The organism is Elizabethkingia occulta, assembly GCF_002023715.1.
Lineage (GTDB): Bacteria > Bacteroidota > Bacteroidia > Flavobacteriales > Weeksellaceae > Elizabethkingia > Elizabethkingia occulta.
In genome coordinates this window covers 647,402-661,788 of the sequence record NZ_MAHX01000013.1, presented here as the reverse complement: position 1 = coordinate 661,788, position 14,387 = coordinate 647,402, and the positions used below count along the sequence as shown (strand labels likewise).

Here is a 14,387-nt window from a genome sequence, read left to right as displayed (position 1 = left end):
ATGAAAAACATTATAAAGAAATTATCTGTCGGAATTTTTGCTGTGGCCTTTACTATAGGTTTTGGACAAAAAATAGATGCAAATGCAAAAACTATTTTAGACGGTGTTTCTACAAACTACAAATCGAAAAAAAATAACTATTTCAAATTCGTTTACCGTAACGGAAGCGGTACAGCTGGAAAAGCAGTTACCGGTATTTTCTATTCAGCGGGCAGTAAGTACAAGCTGAATATTATGGGTACAGAACAAATCTTCGATGGTAATAAAGTATACAGTATCAGCGGTGATGATAAGGAAGTTACTATTGCAAAACCTACAGGTAGCGAAGCAATGTTCTCCCCTCTTAATTATATTGATTCTTATAAAAGCGGATATACAGTACAGTATATGGGTAAGAAAAACGTTGGCGGAATCAATACTGATTATATAAAAATGACTCCGGTCTCAAATAATGGGATAAAATATGTAAATTTGTTCGTCAATTCAGCTAAGAAACAATTGGTAAAATTAGAACAGTTTTCGGAGAATAATGAAGTTGCGGTAATTGAGATTTCAAAATATATAGAAAATCAGAACCTTTCTCCTTCAATTTTCACTTTTAACAAAGCCAATTATAAAAATTATCTGATTACAGAATTGTAGTTATAATAAAATAAGCAAAGCATAAAAAAGTCACACAAAGATGTGGCTTTTTATATAGAATATATGATAAAAAAGCTTGACCAATACATTATAAAGACCTTTTTCGGTCCTTTCCTGTTTATCTTCAGTGTCCTTTGTTTCATTTTCATTGTAAACATTATCTGGACGCAGATGGGGCAGCTGGCCGGTAAAGGATTAAGTGCCTGGGAAATTTCAAAACTGCTTTTTTACATGGGGGTTACCGTTGTAAAAATGGTACTTCCACTGACTATTCTGCTTGCAGCTATCATGACTTTTGGAGACTTTGGGGAACGGTATGAGCTGGCCGCCATGAAGTCCGCAGGGATATCATTACTCCGTGTAATGAGGCCACTGCTCATTATGGTTATTTTACTTTCCGTACTCCTCTACTTTTTCTCCAACAATATTATTCCGGACTTTCAGCGTAAAGCAAAGAATATGCTTTATAATATCGCCTCCTCCCGTCCTGCACTAAACTTTACACCCGGACAGTTTATCGACACGGTACCGGGAATGACAATAAAATTTGATGAAATAAAGGGAGAAAACGGAGAAAATGTAACCGGCGTTTTTATCCATAAAGTAGCCAACTCATACGAGGACAACCAAACGGTAGTTGCCAAGAACGGAAAGTTTGTTCAGGCTGTAGACAAGCATTACCTTAAACTGATTCTGTATAACGGATATATTTTCCAGGATCAGATTGCTAATAAAGATTTTAAAGAAAGAGAAAAGCAGTCTAATCAGGCTATAAAGTTTGATTCACTTGTACAGCACTTCGACGTTTCTTTACTTTTAAACAAAGCTCTGGAGGAGCAAAACATTACAGATGATTATCAGTTCCAGACTTATAATCAGATTGCCAAAACACTGAAAAAGAAAAGAAAGGATGACAAAGATGCTTTCAATACGATTTCTCAAGATATTGTAAGTCAGCAAAACGGTTATGTATCCTATATCGATAAGATTAAAACGGACAAAAAGCTGGTTAAACAGCCTTTTAAGCTTGACTCCCTGAAGGGAGATAAGAAAATGGAAGCGTTGTATTATGCTCATAATAAATTGCAGGCTGCAAAAAGTGCTTATCTGATGAAGAACGACCAGATTATAGATATTATTAAATACTACACCAAGGTCGTAATGTACCAGCAACGTATTATTTCATATTCCTTCACCTGTGTCATTTTCTTCCTGATTGGAGCATCTCTTGGATCTATAATCAGAAAAGGAGGAATGGGTCTTCCCGTAATTATAGCCATTGTGATATTTATCTTATTCTATGTTATCAACCTGATGACAGAAAACATTGCTTGGAAAGGAGAAATGAATCCATATCTGGCTACATGGCTGCCCAACATGATCTTACTTCCGTTCGGAGTATGGATGACTTATAAAGCTCTGACAGATTCTCAGCTGTTCGATGCCGAAAAGTACAAGGCATTTTTCAAGCCTATTATTAACCGTTTTTCCAAACCAAAAGAACATCAGCGCTATCAGTAAAATACAATTGGAAACAATACTTTAAAAAGCTATTTCTGATTTATCATTTCAGAAGCAGCCCAATATTTATAATTCAGTATGAAAAAAAATATTTCGACGTTCGTTTTTGGAATACTCCTTACTACAAGTACATTATCTTTTAGTACAGCTTTTAAGGCTCAAGCTATAGTATCACAAAAAACAGATGGTTCTGCTATTACAGAACAAGTCTTAAAAGATATTCTGGAAAAGAACCGTTCATATTACCAACAGGGAAAAGTTGCGGATTACATCCCGGAACTCGGTAAAGCAGATGCAAAATCTATTGCCTTATCTGTAATTGATGAAAATGGAAAGGTTATAAATGTAGGTGATACTGATAAAAAATTCACCATTCAGAGTATCTCAAAAATTATATCGTTAATGATTGCTGTCCGGGAAAAAGGAGAGCAAAATATCTTTGATAAAATTGGCTATTTTGGCACGGACAAACCATTCAATCATTTTTCAAATTTGGAAACAACCGGAAAGCCATTAAATCCTATGATGAATGCAGGTGCTATTCTAACAACTTCTCTAATAGACGGAGAAGGTGAAGTGCCTTTCAAAAAAATACTGGAAATGGTTCGTTACATTACCAAAAACAGCAATATAAACTACAGCAAAGAGGTTTATAATTCCGAACGGGAAACCGGGCACCGCAACCGTGGCATGTTTTATATAATGAAAAACAGCGGATTGATAAATGGTGATGAAGATAAGCTGAATAACTATTTCAAGCAATGTTCGATAGAGGTTACCGCTGAAGATCTGGCTAAGATAGGCTATTTCTTTGCCCATCAATGCACACGTTACGATGGTGATACTACTTATAAAAATGCAGATATTGCCCAGCTGATAGAATCCCAGATGCTAATTGCCGGAATGTATGAATTCAGTGGAGAATATGCACGTACAGTAGGTTTACCAAGCAAATCCGGAGTTGGTGGTGGTATTACGGTAAGTATTCCCGGAAAAATGGGAATCGGAGTTTACAACCCTGCCCTGGATCAGCATGGGAATTCCTTAGCAGGCTACCATATGATCCTTGATCTTGTAAAAAAATATAACCTGAGTCTGTTCAGATAATAAAATTTTTCTGATCAGCTATTTTATCCATGGCCAGACTTTCTCTGATCCAGAATATATAAATTTAATAGTGTTTTTAAATTTTTCATACAAAAATTATATTCAAATGAATCAATATTTTTGTATATTTGCCAACTGAAAATTAAAATAAATGAGTACGATATTTAGCCTTTTCATGGTTCTTATTATCATTGCATGTGTGCTTCTGATCATTGTTATCATGGCCCAGAATCCAAAAGGAGGTGGCCTTTCTGGTACATTTGGAGGTACATCTTCAGCTTCTTTCGGAGTACAAAGAACCAATGAATTTATGGATAAGGCTACATGGTCATTAGGAATTTTTATCATTGTTCTGATTATGTTGAGTGTTATTCTTACCGGAAAACCATCAACAGTAATTCCTCAATCACAACCAACAAAAAAGGAGCTTCCAAATAACCCACAAGCCCCGGTTCAGAAACCTACGGCACAAGCCCCACAAACAACACAGCAATCCTCTGCGCCAGCGCAGACTGCAAAATAGATAGATTTAATAGTTTAGTTTAGAAGAAACTGCTTACTAGGGCTCTTACGAGTTTTTTTAAGCAGTTTTTCTTTTATAAGAACTATATTCTGATACAATAAGGTAACACAAGCTGGGGATTAAGCAAAAGGTTCGGCTAATATGGAAAATCCCTTTCCATTGTAATAGTAATTTTGAAGTTTTTGATTTTTCACTTATCTAAGATAACGTTCCTCCGGAACGCTCTGAATTTTTTTAAATATAATCTATAAAGATAAAGCTCCTAATGGAGCTCCTTATTAATCATCATACACTATATTTTCTGTATCACTGTATGAGAAATCAGACAGTTCTTTACTCTGTACTCCTGATTTTTTATTCCTGGTATGGCAATCTATATTTAATAGATCTACCCAAAGAAACCTCATCTGCATATTCCAGTTCATCCCCTACTGCAATTCCTCTTGCAATAACAGAGAAATTCAACGGATAATGTTTTAGTTTCTTGTATAGATAGTACGCTGTTGTATCCCCTTCCATAGTTGCACTTAGTGCAAATATAACTTCGCTTACACCCCCAGCTTCCACTTTACTGATCAGGCTTTCAATTTTTAACTGATTAGGACCTATTCCCTCCATTGGGGAAAGCTTTCCACCCAGAACAAGGTATTTACCATTATATTGTCCTGTATTCTCTATAGCCATTACATCCCGTACATCTTCTACTACACATAGCAGGCTCTCATTACGATTACTATTTGCACAAATTTCACAAATATCGTGATCAGAAAAATTATGACAGATCTTGCAATATTTAATATCATTTACCAACGCCTGAATAGCATTTCCCAACGCCATTCCCTGAGACTGAGGTTGCTTTAACAGGTACAAAGCCAATCTTGTTGCCGATTTCCGGCCTATCCCCGGAAGCCCTGAAATCTCTTCAACGGCCTTTTCTAAAACTTTACTTGGAAAATTCATATCTGCAAAGTTATCATTTTACCTTCTTTCTATAAAAAAGTTTGTTGACCATTTATGTTTACGCTATTTTTGCAAGCCCTAACTATAATATATTATTGATGAAAAATCCTGAATACCCGCTATTCTTACAATTCAAAATTACTACTTTGGCTAACGATTTCGTTGCAAAAGACAAAAATGACAATACAATCGCGTATGTTCGTCAGAAAATGTTCAAATTAAAAGAAGATGTAGTTGTCTTCAACAATGAAAGCAAAACTGAGGAACTTTTTCGCATTAAGGCAGACCGTTGGCTGGACTTCAATGCAAATTATTCAATTTCTGAAAGCAGAACGGGAGAATCTCTTGGTAAAATTGGACGAAGAGGAATGAAATCTATATGGAAGTCTACCTACATCGGAATGGATAAAGATGGGAGCGAAGATTATACCATCCGTGAAGATAATGGCTGGGTAAAAGTATGGGATAATATGATTGGTGAACTGCCTATTATAGGTATGTTTACAGGATACATACTAAACCCATCCTATACCTTAACAGACAAACAGGGCAACAAAATCTTTCAGCTAAAAAAGATGCCTTCATTTTTCGGAAGAAAATTTATGCTGCAAAAGTTTGCTGATGTACCTGAAAATGATGAATCCAGACTTATTCTTTCATTCATGATGATGGTTCTGCTGGAGAGAGCAAGAGGCTAAATTTAATTTGATAAAAATACACACCGTCAATATAGAATTGACGGTTTTTTATTTTGTAAATTTGTCTGTATAATGAACCCTACTTTTCTTTCTAACCTTCCATATCCCATAATCTTGGCTCCTATGCTGGGTGTAGTAACACCTAAGATGGTAGCTGATGTTTCGGATATGGGTGGACTGGGTTCTCTTCCGTTAGGCGGAATTTCCCCGGAAGTATCCCGCAGACTGATTCAGGAAACAAAGCAGCTCACTAAAAATGAATTTGCAGTAAATCTTTTTGCTAATACAGCTCCGGATATCAATAGTAATAAAATTGCAACGGAAAAGATGGCTCATTTTATCCAGAGCATCTTAAAAGAAAAAAATTGGGCCCAGGATTTTGAATTCAATTATCAGTTTTACCCATACCAGGATTTAATCGATCTGATTATTGATGAAAAGATAAAATATGTAAGTTTTACCTTTGGAATGCTGGATGAAGAAAGCATAAAAAAGTTGAAGACTCATCATATCTATACTATTGGTACTGCCACTTGTGTAGAAGAAGCTGTGGAACTTGAAAAATCGGGTGTTGATGCTATCGTTGCACAGGGAATTGAGGCCGGAGGCCATCGTGGTAGTTTTCTTAACGAAAAATGTCTTCCATATATAGGCCTTATTGCACTTGTTGCACAGATAAAAGATGCCGTGAACATTCCTGTGATTGCTTCTGGCGGTCTGTATGATAAAAGAACTATAGCTGCAGCGTTCGATATGGGTGCAGATGCAGTTCAAATCGGCAGTCACTTTATTTCAGCAGAAGAAAGCGCTGCTACCGATGTTTACCGGGACTTAATTAAAGAATCTACAGATACATCTACCGTCTTAACCAGAAGCTATACCGGAAGATGGGCACGTGGAATCTGCAACGATTTTATGAAGCTAACAGAACTCAATCAGCTTACAATACCGGAATATCCTATTCAGAATGTTCTTACACAAGCTATGAGAAATCTAGCTAAAAAACATAACGACACTCAATTCACAAATTACTGGGCGGGACAAAACGCAAAATATGCCAGGCATATACCAACCGCTGAAATCATGAACGAGTTAATTTCAATTTATAAAATAATCAAACAATAAAATGGATTTATTACATCTGGAACCAAAAGCCATTTGGAAAAACTTCGCAGCACTTAATGCTATTCCAAGACCATCTAAAAAGGAAGAGAAAGTTATTGCTTTCATCAAAAATTTTGGAGAATCTTTAGGTCTGGAAACTTCGGAAGACGAAACAGGAAATGTTATCATCCGTAAACCTGCTACTCCGGGAATGGAGAACAGAAAAACGACGATATTACAGTCTCACCTGGATATGGTGTGTCAGAAGAACAATGATACAGATTTCGACTTTGATACTCAGGGAATCAACATGCTGGTTGATGGTGACTGGGTAAAAGCTGATGGAACAACATTAGGAGCGGACAACGGTATTGGAGTTGCTACTATTATGAGTATTCTGGAATCTTCAGATATTGCACACCCTGCAATAGAAGCTTTGTTTACTATCGATGAAGAAACAGGAATGACCGGAGCTTTTGGTCTGAAGCCAGGAGTTTTACATGGAGATATTCTTCTTAATCTGGATACAGAGGAAGATGATGAAATCGATATAGGTTGTGCTGGAGGTATTGATGTAACTGCATCAAAAGAATACAATACTGTAGCTATACAGGGAGAAGGAATCGCTATTGAGATTAAAGGTCTTACAGGAGGACATTCCGGAATGGATATCGATAAAGGCAGAGGAAATGCAAATGTTCTGTTAGGAAGATTCTTATTTGCAGGTATCGGTCAAAGCATCCAATTATCTGATATCAATGCAGGTGGATTAAGGAATGCTATTCCACGTGAAGCCAGAGCTAACTTTAGTGTAGCAAATGCAGATGCATATTTAAAAGTTGCGGAAGCTTTGAAAGCTGATATTCTTAATGAATTCAAATCAGTAGAAAAAGATCTTACGATTACAATCAGCAAAGCACAGACAAACGGATCAGGAATCAGTACAGCAGATTCAGAATCTTTCATCAAAGGACTAAAAGCTGCTCATAATGGAGTTTACAGAATGAGCCCTGAGGTAGAAGGTCTTGTGGAATCTTCTAACAATATAGCAAAAGTAGAACTGAAGGAAGGAAAACTAAGAGTACTTAACCTTTCCCGTTCTTCTGTAGATTCAACTAAAATGGCTGTGGCAGATCAGCTGCGTGCATCATTTGAATTGGCAGGTCTGGATGTAGTATTCACAGGATCTTATCCAGGATGGCAGCCTGATCCTAATTCTGAAATCGTATCGGTTCTTGAAAGAATTTATACTCAGAAATTTGGGGAACAGCCACGTGTTGTTGCATGTCACGCAGGATTAGAATGTGGTATTATTGGTGCTAATTATCCTGAAATGGAAATGGTATCTTTCGGTCCTCACATTACTGGTGCACACTCTCCGGAGGAAAAGGTAAATATAACATCTGTACAGAAGTTCTGGGGTTACCTTCAGGATATTCTGAAAGAAATTCCAACGAAATAATATAAAATAAAAACCCGCCAAAAGCGGGTTTTATATTTTTAGAACATAATCTGTGTATTAATTATGGCTCCGGCGCTATTTCTACTTTCAGTCCCTCTATATCCATAGTAATTGGGATCTGGCAGCTTAGGCGGCTATTTTCTTTTACATTTACGCCATCACTATATAACAACGACTCTTCTTCATCCCCCATGTCAGGAACCTCTGTGTCGCTTAGTTTATAACACTGACAAGAAGCACACATTAGCATTCCGCCACATATTCCGAAAGTTCCTTCTTCTACAAGTTCATAGGCTCTTATGGTTTCCATAAGATTCATCGACATGTCTGTAGGTGCCATAATTTCATGTTCAACACCTTCTCTATCTATAATGGTTACTTTAACGTCTGACATAATAATTTAAATCTTATCCACAAATTTACGAAAGAAAAAAGCATACTTGTTTATCAAAAAGGTAATTTAAATCAGCTACAAAGAAGCTTCCGCAAAGTATTTCTTATTAGATTTTGTTTTATCTTTGTCCCTGACTATGGCAATAAAAAGCTATTTACTATTATTTCTGATGTTTCTGGGGGCATTTATGTATCCGGAACAGTTCTCTGTGACAGCATCTCAGAAAATGGATTGCCATACTACTGAAAAGTCTTCAGAAAGTTGTTGCCAACATGAAAATGAGCATAACGAAAACTGTTGTGATCAGAATTCCGGACATGCAAATAAGTCCTGTAAAGATAGCTGTAAAAGCTGTCAGACATGCTCAGGATATGTCAATAATATTATTTTAGAACCAATAGAGGCTCCTTTGCATAATTCTGTTATCAAAGATACCTCTGTTTTCTCCTATTCATTTCCTGTTATTCCGAACAGAACATTCAACATCTGGCAACCGCCTAAACTCGTTTAGTTTTATTATTAAAAGCAGTAAAAAAGCTGCACATAATCGATTAGAACTAAATTAATTTACAGAATGAAATCAATTTTAAGATCAGGACTGTTGCTCCTGAATCTATTTCTGTTTATGAACATTAACGCCCAGAGCTCTCTAAAAAAAGAAACTTATCATGTAAAAGGAGCCTGCGAAATGTGTAAAGCCAGAATAGAAAAAGCAGCAAAAACTAAAGGTGTAAAAACTGCACAATGGAGCCCGGAAACACAGATATTAACTGTGGAGTATAATCCGGACAATACGAATACCGATGTAATCCTTCAGCATGTAGCCGATGCAGGTCATGATAATGAAAAATACACAGCTAAAGATGCCATTTATAACAAATTACCTGCATGCTGTCATTATAACAGAGATGCCAAACCGAATTCAGAACATACTGTAAGCAAAGCTTCATACTATGTGAAAGGAAACTGCGACATGTGCAAAGCCCGCATAGAAAAAGCTTCTAAAGATGCTGGTGCATTAAGTGCTGAATGGAAGGCGGATGAGCAAAAACTTTATCTTGAATTAGATCCGGCTAAAACCACTGCTGAAAAAGTTCTGCAGAAAGTTGCAGATGCCGGGCATGATAATGAAAAGTTTAAAGCAGACGATAAAACATACTCAGGTCTGCCTGCATGCTGCCATTTCGACCGTACTACTGCATTTGGAGAAGCAAATACAAAGGTGCATTCAGATAAAGCAAATACCGAAATAAAAAATGAAAAAGAGGACCACCAGCAAAGTGATAAAGGAAAAGAAAAACAAATTGGTGGAGTTACGATAACTAAAGCTGCTGAGGCAACTGCCCTAAACAAGAAGGAGGTTGGGTTGACTTTCAACATTAATCCAAAAGAATTATTAAAAGCAGCATGTTGTAATCTTTCTGAAAGTTTTGAAACCAATGCAACGGTAGATGTTTCGTTCAGCAATGCTGTAACCGGAACAAAACAGCTTAAAATGCTGGGATTGGATCAGAAATATACCAGCCTTACCAAGGAACAACTTCCGGAAATACGAGGATTAGCATCTGCATACGGTCTGAACTTTATACCAGGACGCTGGATTGGCGGGATTCAGCTAACAAAAGGCGGAAGCACTGTAGTTAATGGATATGAAAGTATTACAGGACAGATTAACACGGAACTTCTGAAATCTGAAAATGAAAAACCGACAACAGAGCTTAATCTGTTCTCTGATTTTAACGGACGTACTGAAGCCAATATTACCCATACCTCTCAGGTTGCCGAAAAATGGAATCAAAGTATATTATTACACGGTAACGGAACTTTAGGCGACACCGATATGAACAATGACGGCTTTCTGGATCGCCCAAAGGGAACACAGCTAAATGCAGCTTATCTTCTTAATTATAATGATCTTAATAATAGCGGATTCGGCTCTCATTTCGGAATTAACTTTGTAAAGGATGAAAGAACTGCCGGCCAAATTGGTTACAACAAAAGACTTAACCAGAGCCAGCAAAATTTATATGGTGTAGGAATCGACATTTCCCGCTTTCAGGCATGGAATAAGACCGGTTATGTTTTCAAAGGAAAACCATACCAAAGCTTAGGCTGGATGAATCAGTTTACTTATCATCAGCAGGACAGTTTCTTTGGACTACGTAATTACTTTGGAAAACAGTCTACCTTTTATTCCAATTTAATTTTTGAAAGTATTATTGGAAATACCAACCATAAGTACAAAGTTGGAGCAAGCTTTTTATTAGATGATTACAATGAAGATTACCTGACAACAAATTACAAAAGGCAGGAGACTGTTCCGGGCTTTTTTGCAGAATATACCTTAACTGGTACCAAATATGTTTTAGTAGCTGGGGCGCGTGTGGATTTTCATAATCTTGCAGGTACTCAGTTTACACCGAGGCTTAATTTCAAATATGATATCGCTCCCAAAACTATTCTAAGACTATCTGCTGGGAGAGGATTCAGAACTGCCAATATTTTTGCAGAAAGTCAGCAGTATTTTGCATCCAACAGAAGTATCGAGATTTTATCCAACAACGGAAATATCTACGGACTAAAACCTGAAATTGCATGGAACTATGGATTGAGCCTACAGCAGGAATTTAAAATTTTCAATAAAAAATCCACAATAATAGCTGATGTTTTCAGAACAGATTTCCAGAATCAGGTCATTACAGATTTGGATCAGTATACCAACAAGATTTTGTTTTATAATCTGGAAGGAAAATCTTTTGCGAATAGTGTACAAGTACAATGGGATCTTACTCCTGCAAAAAATCTGGATCTGAGATTGGCTTACAAGTATTACAATGTAGAAACCGATTATCTTTCAGGCAGAAGAAAGGCTCCTTTTATGGCAAAACACAGAGGTTTCTTTAATGCTGCATATGCAACTAATAAAAATGACAAAGGTGGTTTCTGGAGTTTCGACACTACATTAAATTGGATTGGAAAACAAAGAATCCCTTTCACACAGAGTAACCCACAAGAACTCAGACTTCCGGATTATTCCAATGCATATACGACTTTAAATGCCCAGATTTCGAAAAATCTGAATGAAAAGGTAAGAATATATGCCGGTGGTGAAAACCTGACGAATTACAAGCAGAAAAATGCTATTCTGGATGCCAAAAATCCTTTTGGTAACTACTTCGATGGCGGAATGGTTTATGCACCAATTATGGGAGCCAATTTTTATATAGGTTTAGACCTCAAGTTTTAATATGCTTTAAACGTCAAGGCACATTTATACAAATACCCAAGAGAGTTTGTCATTTAGACAACTCTCTTTTTATTTTTAAATAAGATTAACCTGTTGTGCATTTTGAAGTAGACATACTCTTTCAGAATATTTTTCGTAATAATCAAGTAAAAACGATGTTACGCAACCATTATAAAAAAAATACATCTATATAATATAACATCAAAAAAAATAATTATGAAAACAAGATTTTTACTTCTTATTATAATAGTGTTAGTCTCTTTTGGCTGCAATAATGATGAAAACATTATGAAGAATCAAAATATTGAGGGGCAGTATTTGGGATTCTTTGAAAGAAACGGACAAAGTGCTGAAGTACAATTAAGCCTTGAAAACGGATTATTTAAAGGTAACAGTAATGCCCAAAAGCCACCTGCTATTTGTAATGGGAACTATTCTTATAACAAAAATGGGAATACAATTATATTTAAAAATTCATGTTTTTGGACTGCACAATTCGATTGGTCATTAATTTTAGACGGAACCTGGAATTACAATCTAAAAGCTAATACATTAACTTTATTGAGGGAAAATGGGGACAAATACATACTAACGAAGCAATAACAAAAAGCGCTCAGTTTCCCGAGCGCTTCTTCAATTATATATGTAAAAATCAATTAGTCAATTGACTTCACTACTGCTTTCTCAGCTTCTTTTCTGGTACCGTCAAATCCATCTACCCCACTCACGGTTGTATACTTCAGTACGAATTTTTTACCGGGATTTAAACGGTTATAGATTCCCTGACACATTAAAGTCGCTTCGTGGAAACCACAAAGGATTAACTTCATTTTACCAGGATAAGTGTTGATATCCCCAATCGCATAGATACCCTCAATATTCGTTTGGTAATCCAGTGCATTGTTTACTTTAATTGAGTTTTTCTCTATTTCTAGCCCCCAGTTTGCAATAGGTCCTAATTTAGGAGTTAATCCGAATAAAGGAATCAGATAATCAGTTTCAATAGAAAGACGCTCTCCGTCTTTTTCAATCTCGATTCCTGAAAGTGTTCCGTTCCCTTGCAGACCTACTACTTCAGCAGGAGTAATCAGATTAATCTTACCCTCCTGTTTTAGTTTTTGTACTTTTTCAACAGAGTCCAATGCACCACGGAATTCATTTCTTCTGTGAATTAATGTTACATCTGAAGCCACTTCTGCCAGGAAAATAGACCAGTCTAAGGCAGAATCCCCTCCACCAGCGATAACAATTTTCTTATCTCTGTACATTTCAGGATTTCTTACGAAGTACTCCACTCCTTTTTCTTCAAAAGCTTCAATATTATCAAGTTGTGGTTTTCTTGGTTCAAAGCTTCCTAAACCTCCGGCGATAGCAATAGCTTTTCCTTTTATTTTAGTCCCTCTGCTGGTTTCAACGATAAAAAGTCCGTCTTCAGTTTTTTCGTAAGATACAGCAGTTTCACTTAATGAGAAGCCTGGTTCAAACTGCTTAATCTGTTCCATAAGATTATTAACCAATACACCTGCATCTACCGAAGGGAATCCCGGGATGTCGAAAATTGGTTTCTTAGGATATAATTCAGCCAGCTGACCTCCAGGTTGTGGCAAAGCATCTATAATATGGCATCTTAGCTTAAGTAATCCTGCCTCGAAAACGGCAAATAGTCCTGTAGGACCTGCTCCTATAATAATGATATCAGTTTCAATCATATCGCTCAGTTATTATTTAGAAAAAACAAAGATAGGAATACCATTGCAAATAGCCTGATTGGTTTTCATGATGTTCGTCATTGAATTCATAAAACATTAATAATTTTTTCATCGTAAATACCGATGAAATTTGTACTTTAGGCTTTGGCAAAGTTTTTGAAAACATATAGTTATAAAATTGTGTATGAGGAATTTTTTTACAGCAATATTTGTATTTAGTGTCGTATTTATAAATGCTCAGTTCGACAGCGTCAATTCAGGAGAAATATTAAAATACCGGATTCATTACGGATTTTTGAATGCCGGATTTGCAACACTCTCCACCAAAAAAACTACATATAACGGTGCGCCACATCTTTACGTAAGAGGTGAAGGAAAAAGCTCCGGAGCTGTACGGGCTTTTTTTAAAGTGGATGATATCTATGAAAGTTATATTAATCTAAGAACTGATCAGCCAAGTTTCTACGTAAGAAATGTAAGTGAAGGAAGCTACCGTAAAAATCTGGCATCTACATTCAACCATAGTAATCATACTGTAAGTTTACATGACAGAATAAAAAATGAGACGCGTAACTTTAATGTTAATAGTGATATACAGGATATGTTATCATCATTCTACTATCTGCGTACGTTAAGTACTGACCAGTTAAAAGTGGGAAGTTCTGTTAAGCTGAACGTATGGATCGATGATGAAATCTATCCTTTTATGCTAAAAGTTGTAGGTACTGAAATGATGAGTACAAAGTTTGGTAGAATCAACTGTCTGAAAATTATCCCTTCGGTAATGAGTGGACGAGTTTTCAAGGCTAAAGAAGGGGTTACCATGTGGGTAACAAATGATGCTAATCATATTCCTATCCAAATGAAAGCCGAGCTGGCTGTAGGATCTCTAAAGGCTGACCTTATAGAATATTCTAATGTAAAGTATCCACTACGTTTTGCTAAATAAATAATTGACTTTATTAATTACTAACAAAATAAAATGGCCGGAAATCTCCGGCCATTTATTATTTTTATCAG

At 36.4% G+C, this 14,387-nt stretch carries 14 protein-coding genes; 11 read left to right on the top strand and 3 right to left on the bottom strand.

What is annotated here, in order from left to right; all coding sequences use genetic code 11:
• From BAZ10_RS09315 to secG, 4 genes are all read left to right on the top strand, one after another.
• Window positions 1–642 carry a LolA family protein gene (locus BAZ10_RS09315; protein WP_078771814.1) on the top strand — a complete coding sequence of 214 codons (642 nt, stop codon included), beginning with the start codon at window positions 1–3 and terminating at the stop codon, window positions 640–642.
• A gap of 63 nt (window positions 643–705) precedes the next feature.
• Entirely contained in the window at window positions 706–2,163 is a 1,458-nt protein-coding gene (locus BAZ10_RS09310; protein WP_165689638.1) for an LptF/LptG family permease, read from the top strand.
• 78 nt (window positions 2,164–2,241) lie between these two features.
• Window positions 2,242–3,270 carry a glutaminase A gene (gene glsA / locus BAZ10_RS09305; protein WP_078771812.1) on the top strand — a complete coding sequence of 343 codons (1,029 nt, stop codon included), beginning with the start codon at window positions 2,242–2,244 and terminating at the stop codon, window positions 3,268–3,270.
• Window positions 3,271–3,421: 151 nt separating this feature from the next.
• Window positions 3,422–3,793 carry a preprotein translocase subunit SecG gene (secG, locus tag BAZ10_RS09300; RefSeq protein ID WP_078771811.1) on the top strand — a complete coding sequence of 124 codons (372 nt, stop codon included), beginning with the start codon at window positions 3,422–3,424 and terminating at the stop codon, window positions 3,791–3,793.
• Between the two features lie 354 nt (window positions 3,794–4,147).
• Here the strand turns inward: secG and recR are convergent, their stop codons facing one another.
• Window positions 4,148–4,753, bottom strand: coding sequence for a recombination mediator RecR (gene recR, locus BAZ10_RS09295; RefSeq protein WP_078771810.1), 606 nt, complete (start codon window positions 4,751–4,753; stop codon window positions 4,148–4,150).
• Window positions 4,754–4,851: 98 nt separating this feature from the next.
• Between recR and BAZ10_RS09290 the strand changes: the two genes are divergently transcribed.
• The 3 genes from BAZ10_RS09290 to BAZ10_RS09280 all read left to right on the top strand — a co-directional run bounded on the left by BAZ10_RS09290 (window position 4,852) and on the right by BAZ10_RS09280 (window position 8,017).
• Window positions 4,852–5,451: an LURP-one-related/scramblase family protein gene (locus tag BAZ10_RS09290; protein WP_078771809.1), complete on the top strand. Its 600-nt coding sequence runs from the start codon at window positions 4,852–4,854 to the stop codon at window positions 5,449–5,451.
• Window positions 5,452–5,523: 72 nt separating this feature from the next.
• A complete protein-coding gene (locus BAZ10_RS09285) occupies window positions 5,524–6,576 on the top strand; it encodes an NAD(P)H-dependent flavin oxidoreductase (RefSeq protein WP_078771808.1) in 1,053 nt (350 codons plus the stop codon).
• Between the two features lies 1 nt (window position 6,577).
• Window positions 6,578–8,017, top strand: a complete 1,440-nt coding sequence (locus BAZ10_RS09280) for an aminoacyl-histidine dipeptidase (RefSeq protein ID WP_078771807.1) — start codon at window positions 6,578–6,580, stop codon at window positions 8,015–8,017.
• 61 nt (window positions 8,018–8,078) lie between these two features.
• Here the strand turns inward: BAZ10_RS09280 and BAZ10_RS09275 are convergent, their stop codons facing one another.
• Complete coding sequence (locus BAZ10_RS09275) at window positions 8,079–8,411, bottom strand: 2Fe-2S iron-sulfur cluster-binding family protein (protein ID WP_059324397.1); 333 nt, start codon at window positions 8,409–8,411, stop codon at window positions 8,079–8,081.
• Between the two features lie 136 nt (window positions 8,412–8,547).
• Here BAZ10_RS09275 and BAZ10_RS09270 point away from each other — a divergent pair, with 136 nt between their 5' ends.
• The 3 genes from BAZ10_RS09270 to BAZ10_RS09260 all read left to right on the top strand — a co-directional run bounded on the left by BAZ10_RS09270 (window position 8,548) and on the right by BAZ10_RS09260 (window position 12,261).
• Window positions 8,548–8,922: a hypothetical protein gene (locus BAZ10_RS09270; protein WP_078771806.1), complete on the top strand. Its 375-nt coding sequence runs from the start codon at window positions 8,548–8,550 to the stop codon at window positions 8,920–8,922.
• Window positions 8,923–8,985: 63 nt separating this feature from the next.
• Complete coding sequence (locus tag BAZ10_RS09265; protein ID WP_078771805.1) at window positions 8,986–11,658, top strand: TonB-dependent receptor domain-containing protein; 2,673 nt, start codon at window positions 8,986–8,988, stop codon at window positions 11,656–11,658.
• A 216-nt stretch (window positions 11,659–11,874) separates the two neighbouring features.
• Window positions 11,875–12,261, top strand: a complete 387-nt coding sequence (locus BAZ10_RS09260) for a hypothetical protein (protein WP_009092025.1) — start codon at window positions 11,875–11,877, stop codon at window positions 12,259–12,261.
• Window positions 12,262–12,314: 53 nt separating this feature from the next.
• Here the strand turns inward: BAZ10_RS09260 and BAZ10_RS09255 are convergent, their stop codons facing one another.
• Window positions 12,315–13,367, bottom strand: a complete 1,053-nt coding sequence (locus BAZ10_RS09255; protein ID WP_078771804.1) for an NAD(P)/FAD-dependent oxidoreductase — start codon at window positions 13,365–13,367, stop codon at window positions 12,315–12,317.
• Window positions 13,368–13,551: 184 nt separating this feature from the next.
• On the opposite strand from BAZ10_RS09255, the gene BAZ10_RS09250 reads away from it, so the two are divergent.
• On the top strand, window positions 13,552–14,316 hold the full coding sequence (locus BAZ10_RS09250) for a DUF3108 domain-containing protein (protein WP_009092029.1): 765 nt from the start codon (window positions 13,552–13,554) through the stop codon (window positions 14,314–14,316).
• The last annotated feature ends 71 nt before the right edge of the window (window positions 14,317–14,387 follow it).

What these genes read in the sequence shown, in the direction of transcription:
- BAZ10_RS09315 (WP_078771814.1), top strand. Translation starts at nt 1, where the DNA reads ATGAAAAACATTATAAAGAAATTATCTGTCGGAATTTTTGCTGTGGCC.
- BAZ10_RS09310 (WP_165689638.1), top strand. Translation starts at nt 706, where the DNA reads ATGATAAAAAAGCTTGACCAATACATTATAAAGACCTTTTTCGGTCCT.
- glsA (WP_078771812.1), top strand. Translation starts at nt 2,242, where the DNA reads ATGAAAAAAAATATTTCGACGTTCGTTTTTGGAATACTCCTTACTACA.
- secG (WP_078771811.1), top strand. Translation starts at nt 3,422, where the DNA reads ATGAGTACGATATTTAGCCTTTTCATGGTTCTTATTATCATTGCATGT.
- recR (WP_078771810.1), bottom strand. Translation starts at nt 4,753, where the DNA reads ATGAATTTTCCAAGTAAAGTTTTAGAAAAGGCCGTTGAAGAGATTTCA.
- BAZ10_RS09290 (WP_078771809.1), top strand. Translation starts at nt 4,852, where the DNA reads ATGAAAAATCCTGAATACCCGCTATTCTTACAATTCAAAATTACTACT.
- BAZ10_RS09285 (WP_078771808.1), top strand. Translation starts at nt 5,524, where the DNA reads ATGAACCCTACTTTTCTTTCTAACCTTCCATATCCCATAATCTTGGCT.
- BAZ10_RS09280 (WP_078771807.1), top strand. Translation starts at nt 6,578, where the DNA reads ATGGATTTATTACATCTGGAACCAAAAGCCATTTGGAAAAACTTCGCA.
- BAZ10_RS09275 (WP_059324397.1), bottom strand. Translation starts at nt 8,411, where the DNA reads ATGTCAGACGTTAAAGTAACCATTATAGATAGAGAAGGTGTTGAACAT.
- BAZ10_RS09270 (WP_078771806.1), top strand. Translation starts at nt 8,548, where the DNA reads ATGGCAATAAAAAGCTATTTACTATTATTTCTGATGTTTCTGGGGGCA.
- BAZ10_RS09265 (WP_078771805.1), top strand. Translation starts at nt 8,986, where the DNA reads ATGAAATCAATTTTAAGATCAGGACTGTTGCTCCTGAATCTATTTCTG.
- BAZ10_RS09260 (WP_009092025.1), top strand. Translation starts at nt 11,875, where the DNA reads ATGAAAACAAGATTTTTACTTCTTATTATAATAGTGTTAGTCTCTTTT.
- BAZ10_RS09255 (WP_078771804.1), bottom strand. Translation starts at nt 13,367, where the DNA reads ATGATTGAAACTGATATCATTATTATAGGAGCAGGTCCTACAGGACTA.
- BAZ10_RS09250 (WP_009092029.1), top strand. Translation starts at nt 13,552, where the DNA reads ATGAGGAATTTTTTTACAGCAATATTTGTATTTAGTGTCGTATTTATA.